Consider the following 16,214-nt stretch of genomic DNA (forward strand, 5'->3'; position numbering starts at 1 on the left):
TAAAGTTTCAGACGGCCTTTTGTTGTATTTGGTAACTATATGTCCAGGCTGTATAATTAGCGGATTAAATTGAATAATGACAATACAGGAACCACTATGACAGAAACCATCGAGCGCGACAGTATGCAATACGATGTCGTGATTGTCGGCGCAGGCCCGTCGGGTTTGTCTGCCGCCATCAAACTCAAGCAGCTTGCCGAAAAGAATGGACGCGAAATCAGCGTTTGCGTGGTGGAGAAGGGTTCGGAGGCCGGTGCGCACTCGCTAGCCGGTGCCATCATCGATCCGATTTCTTTGAATGAGTTGATTCCTGATTGGAAAGAAAAAGGCGCGCCGCTGACGCGTACAGTGACGAAGGACAGGGTTTTGTTCCTGACCGAGAAAAAAGCCTTCAACTTGCCGGTTACCCCGAATTTCGACAACCATGCGAACTATATTGCCAGCTTGGGTGAAGTCGTGCGCTGGTTGGCAGAGCAGGCGGAAAATTTGGGCGTGGAAATCTATCCGGGCTTTGCCGCCGCCGAAGTGCTGTATCACGAAGACGGTTCGGTCAAAGGCATTGCGACCGGCAATATGGGTGTGGGCAAAGACGGCGAACCGACCGATTCATTTCAGCCCGGCATGGAGCTTTGGGCGCAGCAAACCCTGTTTGCCGAAGGCTGTCGCGGCTCGCTTTCCAAGCAAGTCATTGAACAATTCAAGCTCGACCAAAACAGCGAACCGCAAACTTACGGCTTGGGCATTAAAGAAATTTGGGAAGTGCCGTCTGAAAAACATCAGCCCGGTTTGGTCATGCACAGCGCAGGCTGGCCGTTGGACAGCAAAACCTACGGTGGCTCGTTTATTTATCACTTTGATGAAAACAAAGTCGCTGTCGGTTTTGTGGTCGGCTTAGATTATCAAAACCCTTATCTGTCGCCGTTTGAAGAGTTCCAACGTTTCAAAACCCATCCTGAAATCCGCAAAACCTTTGAAGGCGGCCGCCGTATCGCGTATGGCGCGCGTTCGCTGATTGAAGGCGGTTTGCAAAGCCTGCCGAAGCTATCGTTTAAAGGCGGCGTTTTAATCGGCGATGCCGCAGGTTTCCTGAATATGCCGCGCATCAAAGGCATCCATACGGCCATGAAATCCGCTATGCTCGCCGCAGAAGCCGTGTTCCCCTTGTTGGAAAACCTTGAAGAAGTGGAAAGCTTCGACAGCGGCAAAGAGGCAGTGGATTATCAGCAACGTTTTGAACAAAGCTGGCTGTATCAAGAGCTTTACGCCGCGCGCAATGTCCGTCCGTCATTCAAATGGGGCGTTTACCTCGGCTCAATCTATACCGGTATCGACCAGATGATTTTCAGAGGCAAAGCCCCGTGGACTTTGAAACATCACGGCAAAGACAACGAGCAGCTCAAAAAAGCAGCCGAATGCAAACCGATTGATTATCCGAAGCCCGACGGCGTGTTGACCTTCGACCGCTTGAGCAGCGTGTTCCTTGCCAACCTTGCGCACGAAGAAAACCAGCCCGACCATTTGGTGCTGAAAAATCCGCAGGTCATGATAGACGTAAACTACAAAGAATACGCCTCGCCCGAAACCCGCTATTGTCCGGCTGGTGTATATGAAATCGTCGAAGAAAACGGCAGCCCGCGCCTGCAAATCAACGCCGCCAACTGCGTACACTGCAAAACGTGCGACATCAAAGACCCGACGCAAAACATCACTTGGATTTGTCCCGAAGGCGCAAGCGGGCCGAATTACGGCGGAATGTAATTGACTGTTTGAAGTCAAAACCTAAAGACCGTCTGAAAAATTTCAGACGGCCTCTATCCTATTATTTCATCAATGGACGCATTATGAACACACGCATTTGGCAGGCAGGCCGATTTGAAATCGCCTTGGACAAACCGAAAATCATGGGCATCGTCAATCTGACCCCCGATTCATTATCCGATGGCGGCACCTATTCGCAAAATGTCTCAACAGCATTGGCACATGCCGAGCAGCTGCTGAAAGACGGCGCGGATATTCTCGATATCGGCGGCGAATCTACCCGCCCGGGTTCGGATGGTGTTTCTCTCGAAGAAGAATGGGCCAGAGTGCAGCCGGTTTTGGCGGAAGTGGCCAAGTGGAATGTTCCCGTCAGCTTGGACACGCGCCACACGGCAATCATGGAAAAAGCCTTGGCGCAAGGCGGCGTCGATATTATCAACGATGTTGCCGCATTGAGTGATGAAGGCGCAGTCGCATTATTGGCGCAACAGCCGAAGACAGGCGTGTGTCTCATGCACATGCAGGGTTTGCCCAAAACCATGCAGCTTAATCCGCAATATCAAGATGTCGTCGAAGAAATCGCGCGTTATTTAAAAGCACGCGCGGCAGAATGCGTTCAAGCAGGCATTGACCCTGAACGCATCACGCTCGACCCCGGCTTCGGTTTCGGCAAAAACCTGCAACACAACATTACCCTGATACAACATTTGCCTGAGTTGATGGAAGCAACCGGATTCCCCCTTCTGATCGGCATATCGCGCAAAAGCATGATTGGCGAGCTGACAGGCGAACAAGATGCCGCCAAACGCGTACACGGCAGCGTGGCAGCCGCTTTGGCCACAGTCGCCCGAGGCGCGCAAATCATCCGTGTTCACGATGTTAAAGCAACGGCAGATGCTTTGAAAGTTTGGGAAGCATTGGGCGTATCGGCATAATGCCCGGATAGAAAACCAACAGGCCGTCTGAAACATTTGCCCGGCATCTTGAACAAGCAACAAGTTATGCTATAATCCGCTTCTACTCTTGACGGGTCTGTAGCTCAGGGGTTAGAGCAGGGGACTCATAATCCCTTGGTCGTGGGTTCGAAACCCACCGGACCCACCAAATATTAAAAATGCCCGAGGCTTTTGGCTTCGGGCATTTTTGTATTCATTGGTTTGCGAAAGATTGGAATATAATGTCGACAATAGCAATTCGGTTATGTCGTCTAATATGTTTTTTAGGGAAAATCCTTTTTAAAAAAGAAGGAGTAGTTTGGTGGAGTTATTTCCTTATTTTCAGTTTTTTTTAGCATTTTTGTATTTTATTGCAGTTATCATTAATCTAGTAATGCTATATAAAATATTAAAATCAGAAGGGATGGATATAGGTTTTTTTGAATATCTATTTACTCATAGAAGTATGCAATTAACATTTTTCAAGATACTGTTTGGAATACAAAAAATATCCAATAAATTTTATTTGAAAATATTAAGAATAAATTTTACGGTTGCTATGATTATTCTTATTTTAGGTTTTTCTGTTGTCTTATATTCGATATATTTAGCATAAAAATTAACCTATCGAATGAAAGTCAGCTATTTAAGCTGTAGAGTGTTTTGTAAACCAATGCCGTCTGAAAATCTCCATTTCAGACGGCATTTTTTATTATTTCAGTAATACCATTTCAGTATGGCTAGATTGTTTTCAGACGGCCTGAAGATTTAGTCGGCCGTTCCGCGTATTTCGTTGATCGGGATGCGCGGTGTATAAAGTATGTCGTAAGTCGGCTTGTCCAGCAGATCTTGCAGTGAGTATTGATCTAAATGATTAAAGAAGGCTTTGATGGCGCCGGTGATGATACCGGTCAGTCGGCAGGAAGGGGTGATGAGGCATTCGTTGTTGTCGCCCATGCATTCGACGACCTGCATCGGCTCAAGATGGCGTACCACTGCACCGATATTGATGTTTTCAGGATTGTCTGCCAAGCGCAAACCGCCGCCTTTGCCGCGCACGCTGACCAGAAAACCGCCTTTGACTAATGAGGTAACCACTTTCATCAAATGGCTTTTGGAAATATTGTAAGTCTCGGCAATGGTGCCGATATTGACGAGGGTGTCGTCGTTGATGGCGGTATAAACCAATACGCGCAATCCGTAATCGGTATGTTGGGTCAGATACATGGCTGGCTCTTTAGATATTTTTATTATATGTCAAAAGCGTAGTGCTTGGAGAGGGGCTGTTTGACTTTATGTGGGATTGGGTTTCATAATATCTGAAACATTTGAATTAATCCAGTTTGACAAACTGTTACCATTATAACGAACTTATGAAGCCCTTGAAACGCCATCCTGCCTTAATAGAACTTTCCCGCGAACATCATGGCTCGCTGTCGTTGTGTGTCCGTCTCCTGCGTACGCCCGATCAAAGCCATCAGGCGGAGCTGGAGCCTCATTTTATTGAGCTTGAGCCACATTTCTTGGAAGAGGAAACCATGTTTGCGCCGTATTGGGATAAAATTGAGCCTGCGTTGCGTCAGCGTTTTGAAGGCGATCATGCCAAATTGCGCGCGATGATGGCGCATCCTGAATATATGAATGAATCATGGAATAAGGAGTTTGCTGTTACTTTGCGCGATCATGCGCGCTTTGAGGAGCGCGAGCTTTTCCCTGCGATTGAACCTTTTTTGCCTTTGCCTGAAAATGTGTAACAGGGAAAGGAATCGATGGCCGTCTGAAAAGTTTCAGACGGCCTCTGTTGCTGTTTTATGATGATATAAAAATTGAAGGAACCACCATGACCGATTTGTTCAAACACCCGGTTTGGGCAATGGCCTTCCGCCCGTTTTATTCGTTGGCGGCTTTGTATGGCGCATTGTCTATACTGCTTTGGGGCTTCGGCTTTCAGGGTACGCCTGAGTTGCCGGGTTTTTATTGGCATGCCCATGAAATGATTTGGGGCTATGCCGGATTGGTTGTCATTGCATTTTTATTGACGGCCGTGGCGACTTGGACAGGCCAGCCGCCGACACGCGGTAAGGCGTTGGCCGGTTTGACCGCATTTTGGCTGTTGGCCCGCATTTGTATGTTTATCCCCGGTTGGGGGGTAACGGCAAGCGGCATATTCGGTACGATCTTTTTCTGGTATGGCGCGGTATGCATGGCTTTGCCGGTAATCCGTTCTCAAAACAAGCGCAACTATGTTGCCGTGTTCGCTATTTTTGTTTTGGGCGGCACCCATTTCGCCTTCCATCTGAAAGTGCAGCTGTTTGATGCCATTGCGCTGATGACCGGTTTGCAATCCGGTTTGATTATGGTGGCCGGGTTTATCGGTTTGATCGGTATGCGGATTATCTCGTTCTTTACGTCCAAACGCCTGAACGTGCCGCAAATTCCCAGCCCTCAATGGGTGGCGCACGCATCGCTTTGGCTGCCTATGCTGACCGCCATGCTGATGGCGCATAACATTTTGCCGGGACTGGCCGCGTTGTTTGCTCTGGCTGCCGGTGTGATTTTTACCGTGCAGGTGTACCGCTGGTGGTATAAAGCTGTACTGAAAGAGCCTATGCTTTGGATTTTGTTTGCCGGCTATCTGTTTACCGGCTTGGGCTTGATTGCAGTCGGTCTTTCTTATTGGATTTCAAACTTCCTGAATTTGGGCGTGCACCTTATCGGCGTTGGCGGTATCGGCGTGCTGACTTTGGGCATGATGGCACGAACCGCGCTTGGCCATACCGGCAACTCTATTTATCCGCCGCCTAAAGTGGTTCCTGTCGCCTTTTGGCTGATGATAGCCGCAACGGTTGTCCGTGTTTTGGCAACCTTTGTGAACGGTACGGCATACACGCACAGTATCCGTTGCTCCGCCGCTTTGTTTGCTGCTTCTTTGCTGTTGTACGCATGGAAATATATTCCTTGGTTGATCCGTCCGCGTTCGGATGGTCGTCCGGGTTAACGGTTTGGCGAAATGAGAAGGCCGTCTGAAAAGTTTCAGACGGCCTTTATTATTGATAATAAAAAAGCCTTTCAAAGTATGAAAGGCTTTTATTGAAACTGTGGCCTCGCCAACAGGAATCGAACCTGTATTTTACGCTTAGGAGGCATACGTTCTATCCGTTGAACTATGGCGAGGCGGTAAAGGAGGGGATTTTAAACCTTTCCGGCAAAAAAAGACAATAAGCCAGCGGCAATCAAAGGGCCGACCGGAATGCCGCCGACAAAGGCAACGCCGATGACTGTGCCGATTAATAATCCGGTTACTAAAACAGGCTGTTCGCTCATCAATGGAACGCCGCGTCCGGCAAGCCATGCAACCAAAATGCCGATAAGGACGGCGGCAATCATTTTAAAATTGATAAACTCGGAAACCGGCGGAATCTGGATTTTACCGGAAACCAACGGGCTCAATACGCCGATGGTCAGCAGGATGATGCCCAGATGCAAACCGTGTTTTTCCACCAAGGGAAGATATTGTGACAAGGCCGTCTGCTGCATGAGCAGCAATACCGCTGCCGAAATCGTAATCGAGTTGTTGTTGCTGACGACGCCCAAAAAAATCAGCGTAACCAGAAACAAAGGGACAAAGCTGAAATTCATCGAATTTAAGATACTCGGGCCAAAGATTCTTTTGCCAGTTGGATCATGGCTTCTTTGACTTCGCTGTCAGTCAACACGTCCAATGAAGCGATGGCTTTGTCGACGGCTTTTTTCGCTTCGGAAATCGAATACGGCAAAGCATCGGAGTTGACGACATAGTCGTGGATTTTTTCAAAATAGCTGCGGTCGGCATTTTCCAAAGCGTGGCGCACATCGTTGGCGGCCTGCTCGGAGCCGTTTCGCATCAGGTAAATCAATGGCAGGGTAGGTTTGCCTTCTGCCAAATCGTCGCCGACGTTTTTGCCGATTTCTTCGGTTTCGCCTGAATAGTCCAATACATCGTCAATGATTTGGAAAGCCGTACCGACGTACATACCGTAGTCTTTCAAGGCTTGCTCGTGTTCGGGGGAAGCTTTGCCCAAAATTGCGCCGACTTGCGCGGCCGCTTCAAACAATTTTGCTGTTTTGTATTGGATAACTTGGACGTATTGCTCTTCGGTAATATCCGTATTGCCGATGTTCATCAGCTGCATGACTTCGCCTTCGGCGATGATGTTGGTCGCATCGGCCATCACTTCCAAAATACGCATGCTGCCCGAACCAACCATCAGTTGGAAGGCGCGTGTATAGAGGAAGTCGCCGACCAAAACGGCCGCCGCGTTGCCGAAAAGGTTGTTTGCGGTTTTACGGCCGCGGCGCAATTCGCTTTCATCGACGACATCGTCGTGCAGGAGGGTGGAGGTGTGGATGAATTCCACCATCGCCGCCAGCGAATACAGCTTTTCATCGTCATGCCCGACTGCTTTGCCTGCCAAAATGGTAATAATCGGACGCAGTCGCTTACCGCCCGCGCTGATGATGTATGTGCCGATTTGCGAAATCAGCGCGACATCGGATTGAACAGCTTGGTTGATGACCGCGTTCACTTTGGCAAGGTCATCGGGCAGGTGGCATTGGAAGTAAGGCAGGTTTTCGAGCATAAAACATTCTCTGTTGACAAAACGGAGCGGGGCTCCAATGAATCTGTTTAAACCCGTACATTCGGTCGGGGTAATAACGTTGCATAAAGATATCAGCAATCCAGCGCGTGATTATATCAGTTAAAAAGCATGCAACATATCTTTCAGACGGCCTTTTCACTTGTAAATAAAATAAATTTTGACAAAACAGGCAAATAGAAATAGAATAGCTCGTTTCGCACATGGTGTGCGGAAAGTTAACCTAATTCTCATGGAGTTGAGTATGTACGCGGTCGTAAAAACCGGCGGTAAACAATACAAAGTTTCCGTTGGCGAAAAATTGAAAGTAGAACAGATACCAGCCGAACTCGACAGCCAAATCGAACTGACTGAAGTTTTGATGATTGCTGACGGCGAATCTGTAAAAGTAGGCGCACCTTTTATCGAAGGCGCAAAAGTAACAGCTAAAGTCGTTGCTCATGGTCGTGGCGAGAAAGTACGTATTTTCAAAATGCGTCGTCGCAAACACTACCAAAAACGCCAAGGCCATCGCCAAAATTTCACCCAAATCGAAATCGTGGCAATCGCCTAATTTCAAGTAAGTTCAGGAGTATTACAAATGGCAAGTAAAAAAGCAGGCGGTAGCACCCGCAACGGTCGCGATTCAGAAGCCAAACGCTTGGGCGTTAAAGCCTACGGCAACGAGCTGATTCCGGCAGGCTCTATCATCGTTCGTCAACGTGGTACTAAATTCCACGCAGGTGACAACGTAGGCATGGGCAAAGACCACACTTTGTTTGCTAAAGTCGACGGTTACGTTGAATTCAAAACCAAAGGCGCGCTGAACCGTAAAACCGTCAGCATCCGTCCTTACACCGGTTCTGAAGAATAATCGTTTTACGATTGAAAGCCGCATTCCTTTCGGAATGCGGTTTTTGTTTGTCAGACTGTTTTGTCTGTTTGATAAAATCCGTATGTCGTGAAGCTTGATTTATATTAAGGTCAAAGTAAAAACGCGCTTACAATCGATAGCCTTTGTTTTATTCTATCGACTCTTTCTATATAATCTATCAAATGCCTTTGATTTACCCTCATGTAGCTAAACACAGTAAACTTAAGGCCGTCTGAAAAAATCCGTATCAGTTGAATACAAGGAATTCCTCCCATGAGCTTACACAGTGATATTCTCGTCGTCGGCGCAGGCCCTGCCGGATTAAGTTTTGCCGCAGAGTTAGCCGGAAGCGGTTTGAACATAACCCTGATTGAAAGAAGTCCTTTAGAAGTGTTGCAAAATCCGCCGTATGACGGCCGTGAAATCGCACTGACGCATCTGTCGCGTGAAATCATGCAGCGATTGGGTATGTGGGATTTGATTCCAAAAGACGAAATTTATCCTTTGCGCGATGCCAAAGTGTTGAACGGTCATTCCGATTACCAGCTCCACTTCCCGCAACCGACTCAGGCGCGCGGCGAGCCTGCGGACTGCTTGGGCTATTTGATTTCCAACCACAATATCCGCAAAGCCGCTTATGAAGTTGTGTCCAAATTGGACAACGTGAAAATCCTGACCGGCACCAATGTTAAAGAAGTCAAAACTTCCGACAATGAGGCGCAAGTTATTTTGGAAAGCGGCGAAGTATTGACCGGCCGTCTGTTGTTGGCCGCGGATAGCCGCTTCTCGCAAACGCGCCGTCAATTGGGTATTTCTTCCGATATGCACGATTACAGCCGCACCATGTTTGTGTGCCGCATGAAGCATACTCTGTCCAACCTGCATACCGCATATGAATGCTTCCATTACGGCCGTACCATTGCGTTGCTGCCTTTGGAAGAACACTTGACCAATACAGTGATTACGGTGGACAGCGATAAAGCCGAAACGATTAAAAATATGTCGCCGGAAGAATTGGCGGCCAGCGTGAAAGAGCAACTCAAAGGCCGTTTGGGCGATATGGAATTGGTCAGCACCATTCACAATTATCCTTTGGTCGGCATGATTGCCCAACGTTTCTACGGCAAACGCAGTGCGTTAATCGGCGATGCCGCAGTCGGTATGCATCCGGTTACTGCGCACGGTTTCAACTTGGGTCTGGCAAGTGCCGATCTTTTGGCTAAATTGGTTCTCGAAGCCGAGCAACGCGGTCAGGATATTGGTGCGAAGAGCCTGCTGGAAAAATACAGCACCAAGCATATGTTCCATGCCCATCCGATTTACCACGGCACCAATATGCTGCTGAAACTCTTTACCAATGAAACTGCTCCGGCGAAACTGCTGCGCGGTTTGGTATTACGTGCAAGCAATAATTTCCCGCCGCTGAAAAAACTGATTACCAAACAATTGACCGGTTAATTGTTTAAAACATAAAAGGCCGTCTGAACGATTAAAGTTTCAGACGGCCTTGTTTTTTATCTATTGTTTATTCGGCTAAAACCGATTCGGGCATTTCTTGACGGACGTTTAAGTAAGTCAGTTTTTTGGTCAAGATGCTCAATACGATGCCGTATGCAGGCAGGAAGAAGAGGGTGCAGATGGTAAGTTTGAACAGATAATCGACAAATGCGATGCCCTGCCAATTTGCCGCCATAAATTCATCGTTGCTCGCGTAAAAGGCAACGGCGAAAAACACCAGCGTGTCCAAAGCGTTGCCGACCACGGTAGAAGCGGTGGGGGCAATCCACCATGATTTCAGACGGCGTAATCTGTTGAATACAAAAATATCGAGGATTTGCCCGAGCGCATAGGCGGAAAAGCTGGCCAATGCGATACGGCCGACGAAGGTGTTAAATTCAGTTAAAGATGCCCAGCCTGTCCAATTGCCCTCATGAAAGAGGACGGAGAAGACGTAAGAGAGCAGCAGGGCCGGGAGCATCACCCAAAAAATAATCCGTCTCGCCAACGGCGCGCCGAAAATGCGCACGGTCAGGTCGGTAGCGAGGAAGATAAAGGGGAAGGAAAATGCGCCCCAAGTGGTAAAAATACCGAAAATTTGAAAGGGGAACTGCACCAGATAGTTGCTGGCGGCAATAATAAAAATATGGAAAAGCACCAGCCAGAAGAGCGCTTTCTTCTGCTGTGCGGCGGTAAATTCGTACATGGGAATCTTTCGGAAGTTTTTCAGACGGCATGAAACCTTGCGAGACCGTGCAATAGAGAAAGTCTTGCAATGAAAAGGACATTAGGCTGTCTGAATAGGATTATTGTGCATCGTGCTCAAACAGGCGTTTGCGTGCCAAAGCTTCAAACTCTGTGCCTGCTTTACCGTAGTTGGCAAACGGATGAATGGCGATGCCGCCGCGGGGTGTGAATTCGCCGAATACTTCGATGTATTTCGGATCCATCAGGGCGATGAGGTCTTTCATGACGATGTTGACGCAGTCTTCATGGAAGTCGCCGTGGTTGCGGAAGCTGAAGAGATAGAGTTTCAGGGATTTGCTTTCCACCATTTTGATATGGGGGATGTAGCGGATGTAGATAGTGGCAAAGTCGGGCTGGCCGGTCATCGGGCAGAGGCTGGTGAACTCGGGGCAGACGAATTTGACGAAATAGTCGTTGTCGGGATGTTTGTTGTCGAACGCTTCCAAAATTTCAGGCGCGTATTCACTTGGGTATTGGGTTTTCTGGTTGCCCAAAAGGGAGATGCCTTGCAGCTCTTCGTTGTTGCGGGACATGAGGTTTCCTTAGTTTTTTAATGTGGGAGGTTTTCGAACCACGGGGTGCGGATTGTAATATAAATTGCATGACTTGTGCGGATTTTATAGCGATGAATCAGCAAGATAGGTTTCAGACGGCTTGTTTTGTATTTTATGAAACCTGTTTTCCGCTTTACAATAGCAGCCAATCAACAGGCCGTCTGAAAGTATTTGTATGTCTTTAGCCCAACCCAAACGTATTCTGATCATCAAATTGCGCCATCATGGCGATGTGCTTTTGAGCACGCCGGTGGTCGATGCGCTGAAAACCCGTTTCCCCGATTGCGAAATCGATATGCTAGTGTATGCCGGTACAGGGCAGCTGATTGCCGATAATCCGCAGATTGCGCAGATTTTTACCATTGATCGAAATTGGAAGAAGCTGGGCGTATTCAAACAGTTGGCGTATGAGAAAAACCTTTTGTCTAAGCTGAAGGCACGCGATTATGACTGGGCTTTCAATCTGTCCGATCAATGGCGCGCAGCGGTAATTGCCAAACTGTGCGCCCGTTGCAGCGTGGGTTTTGACTGCATCAAGCGCGACGGTTTCTGGTGGCGTTTCTGTCATGATTTTATCAACCATGAGCTTGATCCCAGCCATCATATCGTTGAAAACCAATTGAATATCCTTGCGCCGCTTATCCAGCCGGAAGACGTGGCAGATGCGAAGGTACGCTTTTGGGTGGCGCAAGATGCAAGGGAAAGCATGCGGCAGAAATTGCGTGAGCAGGGGTGGAGCGGCGAAGATTATGTGTTACTGCACCCGGGAGCGCGTTGGCATTTCAAATGTTGGGAAGACGGCAAAAACGCCGCTATCGTACAGCTTCTGCTCAACAGCGGGCAGAATGTCGTATTGACTGCTTCTCCCGACACTGTCGAGCAATACATGCTTCAGGAAATTATAGGCCGTCTGAATATTCCGGAAGGCGGAAAAGTTTGGGTGTTGTCCGGATGCTTAAGTCTGCGTGAATTGGCGGCAGCCATTGAGGGCGCCAAGCTGTTTGTCGGTGTCGATTCCGCACCGATGCATATCGCCGCCGCTTTGGATAAACCGCAAATCGCTTTGTTTGGCGCATCATGGGTGGATAAATGGCGTCCGTATTCCGAGCAGGCCGAAGTCATTTATGCTGGCGATTATGCAGAACTGCCTAACCCCGACAGTATTGATACCAATGATCCGACACGTCTGTTGAAAGCGATTCCGTTGCAGGATGTGTGGGACAAAATTTCGGCCAAATTGGAGGCGTTAGAGGCTTAAAACCGCTTACCACGATCCGTTAAATGTTTTAGCTTTGCGCCAAAATGCCCATTTGGAACGGCGGCCGATTTCCAGCGTGCCGCCGTTTTCGCCGTCTGTGGCAATGCACACGGTTTCCAGACGGCCTGAATCGAGTGCGTCCCATAAAGGCGCAAACCAACGGGTTTCCCAGCTTTCCAAAATATCTTTGTATGCCCAAACATCGCCTGTCTGTAAGGTGGAAACCAAGTCGTCCAAAAAGATAAGGCCGTCTGAAACCGTGTTGCCTGTTTCTTGAACCATCTCAAACCAAGCCTTCAAATCGTATGGCGCATCGAGTTTGGGCGTATCCGAAAAACGCGCCCATACGCTGTCTGTGGCGACAATATCCGCAGACTGTGTACCGTCCGCATCATTCCACAGCCACAAACCGTTGATTTCCGGCAATCCTTGTTGTTCACGCGCTTGGTTAATCGGATGCGTGTGGAGAAACATTTGGATTTCCGTCTGCATGGCCAACCAGGACACCGCATCTTTGCCGTGCGCCTGACCGTCCATTTCCGGCTGTCCGCACACATCCAAAACACATTCCGCTCCCCAATCTTCCGTTGTCGGCATACTGAGCAGCCACATGCTTTCGCAAAGCGGCTCGAATTGCCAATCGTTATCTTGATAAAACGCCGACAAATCCGCACATAACCGTTGCGCCTCCTCTTTTTGGATGCCGATGAACTCGCCGCTGATAATGTTGACATGGTGCATGCCCATTTGTTGCCAAACCGGAGAGGCAAAAGCGGCTGCGCGTTTTTGGTTTGTGTGGCGTAAACGTTGCACTTGGGTAATGAGGCTGCCGTTCCACAAATGGCGTCCGTAAAATTCAGACGGCCTGAGTGTTTCTTTGCGTAATGTGCCATAACGCAAAAGACGGTTAAAAGCAGGTAAGGCAAGCTCAGGGACGGATTCGTCGGCAAAGCGGTTGAGCGAGGGGAGGGCGAGGGTCAGCTTCATAAGCGCAAATAGATAGAAAAACCGTTATTTTACGCGACAAATGATGCGTTTCGGAACCTTGCCCTCACGTACTCAAAAAGAGCCGTTCAGACGGCCGGTTTGGAAAAAACGGGCTGCCATGCTAAAATGCGTGGCGTAAATTTCAGAAAAACAGGGTGTAAATCAACACAATAGCCCTGATAATAACGTCAATCTCAAACACGACCTCATTCATTCCGAATGAAAACCTGATTTTCAGATCGGAAAAAAGACTCAAAGTCCTTTATCCCCAAAACTGTTTAAACCAGCAGGCGGTCGCAGCAGGCCGGATGTGCCGGCATTCTGCAAACCTCAAAAACAGACCGCCCCATTAAGGATAACGCGTGATTAAAAACAAATATTCCACTCGATTCAAAGCAACCCTCTTAGCGTTTCTGCTGCCGACTTCGGGCATCATGACCGCATACGCCATTACCGACCCTCAACCTGCACAAACCGATTTCAAAGTCGAGCGTATTTCCGAAGAGCTGCCTGCCGTTTATGTGGAAACCAATACCTACCAATCCAGCTATTGGGCGCAAGAAGCCGTCCAAGCCGGCGACTCTTTGGCAGACGTTTTGACGCGCATGGGTGTCAACCAAGAAGACATCAAGCAAATCATGGCGAAAAACAATGCCAACCTCGACATGAAAAACCTGCGGACCAACCAATCCGTCAACATCCGCATCGATTCTTCAGGCCAAGTGACCGACGTTCAATTCTTTACCGATGAAGAATTGGAACGCAACTTGGTCGCTTTGGAAAAAGTCAAAGGCAAATGGCGCATCTCCAATGCCGAAATCGACATGAAAACCATGCCGACCCTGCGCTCCGTGCAAATTCGCACTTCCGCCATCGGCGATATGCTCCGTGCCGAAATCCCTTCCGAAGTGTATATCCAGCTCAAAGAAATCTTTGCCGATTCGTTCAATATGAGCGATTTGAAAGAAGGCGATACCGTACGCCTTTTGTACAACAGCATGTATTTCCGCGGCCAGCAAATGGCAGTTGGCGATATTTTGGCGGCTGAAGTGGTTAAAGACGGCAAAACTTATCAAGCCTATTATTACAGCCAAGGCAAAGGCGACGAAGAAAGCGGCAGCTACTACGACCAAAACGGTAAGTCCCTGCAACAAAAAGAAGGCTTTAATACCGAGCCTGTTGCATACACGCGCATTTCTTCTCCGTTTGGCTACCGTGTCCATCCGGTTTTGCATACCGTCCGTATGCACACCGGTATCGACTATGCCGCGCCAACTGGTACGCCGATTAAGGCCGCCGCCGACGGCGAGGTGATTTTCAAAGGTTGGAAAGGCGGCTACGGCAATACCGTGATGATTCGCCATGCCAACGGCGTGGAAACCCTGTACGGTCACATGAGCGCGTTCAGCCCTGCCGACGGCAGAGTCCGCGCCGGCGAAGTGATTGGTTTTGTGGGTACAACCGGCCGTTCTACCGGTCCGCACCTGCACTACGAAGCACGCGTCAACGGCCAGCCGGTCAACCCGACTACCGTCGCCCTGCCGACGCCGAAATTGACCCCGACCAATATGGCCGCGTTCCGCAAACAGCAAAAAGATGCCAGCACGATGTTGTCTACCATCCGCTCATTGCCGGTTTCCGTAGCGCAGCTGGATTAAATAAGATAAAGGCCGTCTGAATAAGGTTTCTTTCAGACGGCCTTTTCCATTAAAATTGATACCTCAACGCCCACGTTTACTCAGAGAAAGCTTATGTCTGCTCATCAGCCCATTATCCAATCCCTGCTTGATACCGACCTGTACAAATTCACCATGCTGCAAGTCGTGTTACACCAATTCCCGCAAACCCACAGCCTTTACGAATTCCGCTGCCGCAACAAAGAGATGGTGTATCCGTTGGCCGATATTCAAGAAGACTTGGAACGCGAACTCGACGCCCTGTGCCGGCTGCGCTTTACGCATGACGAACTCGACTACCTGCGCAGCCTGCGTTTTATCAAAAGCGATTTTGTCGATTATCTCGAACTTTTCCAACTCCAACGCCGCTTCGTCAAAGTCAGCCCCGATGATCAAGGCCGTCTGAACATCCGCATCGAAGGCCCGATGATACAAGCGATGTTCTTCGAGATTTTCATTCTTGCCATCGTCAACGAACTCTATTTCCGCCGCTTGGAAACGCCAGCCGTCATTGAAGAAGGCGAGCGCCGTTTGCAGGCCAAAGCGCAACAACTGAAAGAAATCGCAGCCACTCAAAATCCGAATGATCCGCCGTTCCTGATTTCCGATTTCGGCACGCGCCGCCGCTACACCCTTGCATGGCAGGAACACGTTATCCGCACCTTGCTGGAAGCCGCTCCCGATATCGTGCGCGGTACCAGCAACGTTTATCTGGCCAAAAAACTCGGCATCACACCCATCGGCACCATGGCGCACGAGTTCCTCCAAGCCTTCCAAGCCTTGGACGTACGTTTGCGCAACTTCCAAAAAGCCGCGCTGGAAAGCTGGGTACATGAATACCGCGGCGACCTCGGCATCGCCCTGACCGACGTGGTTGGTATGGATGCCTTCTTGCGCGATTTCGACCTTTACTTCGCCAAACTCTTCGACGGCCTGCGCCACGACAGCGGCGATCCTTATGTTTGGGGCGACAAAGCCTACGAGCATTACAAAAAACTCAAAATCGACAGCCGCACCAAAATGCTGACCTTTTCAGACGGCCTCGATATTGAACGTTCATGGGCGTTGCACCAATACTTCAAAGACCGTTTCAAAACCAGTTTCGGTATCGGTACCAACCTGACCAACGATTTGGGACACACGCCTTTGAACATTGTCTTGAAGCTCGTCGAGTGCAACGGCCAATCCGTTGCCAAACTCTCCGACTCTCCGGGCAAAACCATGACCACCAACAACACCTTCCTCGCTTACCTGCGCCAAGTGTTTGACGTACCGGAGCCGGAAGAGAAAGCCTAAAAACAAAGGCCGTCTG

The 16,214-nt window shown here is 49.1% G+C and carries 16 protein-coding genes, 2 tRNA genes and 1 riboswitch; of the genes, 11 read left to right on the forward strand and 7 right to left on the reverse strand.

The genetic code is table 11. The features are described from left to right. Positions 1-96: 96 nt before the first annotated feature. From HMPREF2661_RS10630 to HMPREF2661_RS10640, 3 genes are all read left to right on the forward strand, one after another. Positions 97-1,758: an electron transfer flavoprotein-ubiquinone oxidoreductase gene (locus HMPREF2661_RS10630; protein WP_070823762.1), complete on the forward strand. Its 1,662-nt coding sequence runs from the start codon at positions 97-99 to the stop codon at positions 1,756-1,758. Positions 1,759-1,841: 83 nt separating this feature from the next. Next, the gene (gene folP / locus HMPREF2661_RS10635; protein ID WP_070589376.1) at positions 1,842-2,693 is read left to right on the forward strand and encodes a dihydropteroate synthase; all 852 of its coding nucleotides are present in this window, start codon (positions 1,842-1,844) and stop codon (positions 2,691-2,693) included. A gap of 93 nt (positions 2,694-2,786) precedes the next feature. Then, positions 2,787-2,862 (forward strand) — tRNA-Ile (locus tag HMPREF2661_RS10640). 599 nt (positions 2,863-3,461) lie between these two features. Here the strand turns inward: HMPREF2661_RS10640 and HMPREF2661_RS10650 are convergent. Continuing rightward, positions 3,462-3,920 (reverse strand): RrF2 family transcriptional regulator, encoded by a 459-nt coding sequence (locus HMPREF2661_RS10650; protein ID WP_004518811.1) that lies wholly within the window; start codon positions 3,918-3,920, stop codon positions 3,462-3,464. 146 nt (positions 3,921-4,066) lie between these two features. Between HMPREF2661_RS10650 and HMPREF2661_RS10655 the strand changes: the two genes are divergently transcribed. Together HMPREF2661_RS10655 and HMPREF2661_RS10660 are read left to right on the forward strand one after the other, a co-directional pair. Then, on the forward strand, positions 4,067-4,447 hold the full coding sequence (locus HMPREF2661_RS10655; RefSeq protein ID WP_070823763.1) for a hypothetical protein: 381 nt from the start codon (positions 4,067-4,069) through the stop codon (positions 4,445-4,447). Between the two features lie 86 nt (positions 4,448-4,533). Further along, positions 4,534-5,691, forward strand: coding sequence for an NnrS family protein (locus HMPREF2661_RS10660; protein ID WP_070823764.1), 1,158 nt, complete (start codon positions 4,534-4,536; stop codon positions 5,689-5,691). A gap of 101 nt (positions 5,692-5,792) precedes the next feature. On the opposite strand, the gene HMPREF2661_RS10665 is transcribed toward HMPREF2661_RS10660, so the two are convergent. From HMPREF2661_RS10665 to ispB, 3 genes are all read right to left on the reverse strand, one after another. Continuing rightward, positions 5,793-5,867 (reverse strand) — tRNA-Arg (locus HMPREF2661_RS10665). 18 nt (positions 5,868-5,885) lie between these two features. Then, positions 5,886-6,332, reverse strand: coding sequence for a DUF441 domain-containing protein (locus HMPREF2661_RS10670; protein ID WP_004518807.1), 447 nt, complete (start codon positions 6,330-6,332; stop codon positions 5,886-5,888). A gap of 5 nt (positions 6,333-6,337) precedes the next feature. After that, a complete protein-coding gene (gene ispB, locus HMPREF2661_RS10675; RefSeq protein ID WP_070823765.1) occupies positions 6,338-7,312 on the reverse strand; it encodes an octaprenyl diphosphate synthase in 975 nt (324 codons plus the stop codon). Positions 7,313-7,574: 262 nt separating this feature from the next. Here ispB and rplU point away from each other — a divergent pair, with 262 nt between their 5' ends. From rplU to ubiM, 3 genes are all read left to right on the forward strand, one after another. After that, positions 7,575-7,883, forward strand: a complete 309-nt coding sequence (gene rplU, locus HMPREF2661_RS10680) for a 50S ribosomal protein L21 (protein ID WP_002216394.1) — start codon at positions 7,575-7,577, stop codon at positions 7,881-7,883. A 27-nt stretch (positions 7,884-7,910) separates the two neighbouring features. Then, positions 7,911-8,183 (forward strand): 50S ribosomal protein L27, encoded by a 273-nt coding sequence (gene rpmA / locus HMPREF2661_RS10685; protein ID WP_002212328.1) that lies wholly within the window; start codon positions 7,911-7,913, stop codon positions 8,181-8,183. A gap of 273 nt (positions 8,184-8,456) precedes the next feature. After that, entirely contained in the window at positions 8,457-9,641 is a 1,185-nt protein-coding gene (ubiM, locus tag HMPREF2661_RS10690; protein WP_049351134.1) for a 5-demethoxyubiquinol-8 5-hydroxylase UbiM, read from the forward strand. Positions 9,642-9,708: 67 nt separating this feature from the next. Here ubiM and HMPREF2661_RS10695 read toward each other — a convergent pair whose 3' ends face one another. Both HMPREF2661_RS10695 and queF read right to left on the reverse strand, forming a co-directional pair. After that, entirely contained in the window at positions 9,709-10,386 is a 678-nt protein-coding gene (locus HMPREF2661_RS10695; RefSeq protein WP_070823766.1) for a 7-cyano-7-deazaguanine/7-aminomethyl-7-deazaguanine transporter, read from the reverse strand. Between the two features lie 100 nt (positions 10,387-10,486). Continuing rightward, complete coding sequence (gene queF / locus HMPREF2661_RS10700; protein ID WP_070823767.1) at positions 10,487-10,960, reverse strand: preQ(1) synthase; 474 nt, start codon at positions 10,958-10,960, stop codon at positions 10,487-10,489. Between the two features lie 3 nt (positions 10,961-10,963). Continuing rightward, positions 10,964-11,008, reverse strand: a riboswitch (PreQ1 riboswitch). A gap of 148 nt (positions 11,009-11,156) precedes the next feature. On the opposite strand from queF, the gene rfaQ reads away from it, so the two are divergent. After that, positions 11,157-12,239 carry a putative lipopolysaccharide heptosyltransferase III gene (gene rfaQ, locus HMPREF2661_RS10705; protein WP_070823768.1) on the forward strand — a complete coding sequence of 361 codons (1,083 nt, stop codon included), beginning with the start codon at positions 11,157-11,159 and terminating at the stop codon, positions 12,237-12,239. 6 nt (positions 12,240-12,245) lie between these two features. Here rfaQ and HMPREF2661_RS10710 read toward each other — a convergent pair whose 3' ends face one another. Beyond that, positions 12,246-13,226, reverse strand: coding sequence for a hypothetical protein (locus HMPREF2661_RS10710; protein ID WP_070823769.1), 981 nt, complete (start codon positions 13,224-13,226; stop codon positions 12,246-12,248). Positions 13,227-13,588: 362 nt separating this feature from the next. Between HMPREF2661_RS10710 and HMPREF2661_RS10715 the strand changes: the two genes are divergently transcribed. Together HMPREF2661_RS10715 and pncB are read left to right on the forward strand one after the other, a co-directional pair. Beyond that, positions 13,589-14,884 carry a M23 family metallopeptidase gene (locus HMPREF2661_RS10715; RefSeq protein ID WP_049321990.1) on the forward strand — a complete coding sequence of 432 codons (1,296 nt, stop codon included), beginning with the start codon at positions 13,589-13,591 and terminating at the stop codon, positions 14,882-14,884. 93 nt (positions 14,885-14,977) lie between these two features. After that, positions 14,978-16,198, forward strand: coding sequence for a nicotinate phosphoribosyltransferase (gene pncB / locus HMPREF2661_RS10720; RefSeq protein ID WP_049321991.1), 1,221 nt, complete (start codon positions 14,978-14,980; stop codon positions 16,196-16,198). Positions 16,199-16,214 lie beyond the last annotated feature (16 nt).

This window comes from Neisseria sp. HMSC061B04, assembly GCF_001836705.1.
Lineage (GTDB): Bacteria > Pseudomonadota > Gammaproteobacteria > Burkholderiales > Neisseriaceae > Neisseria.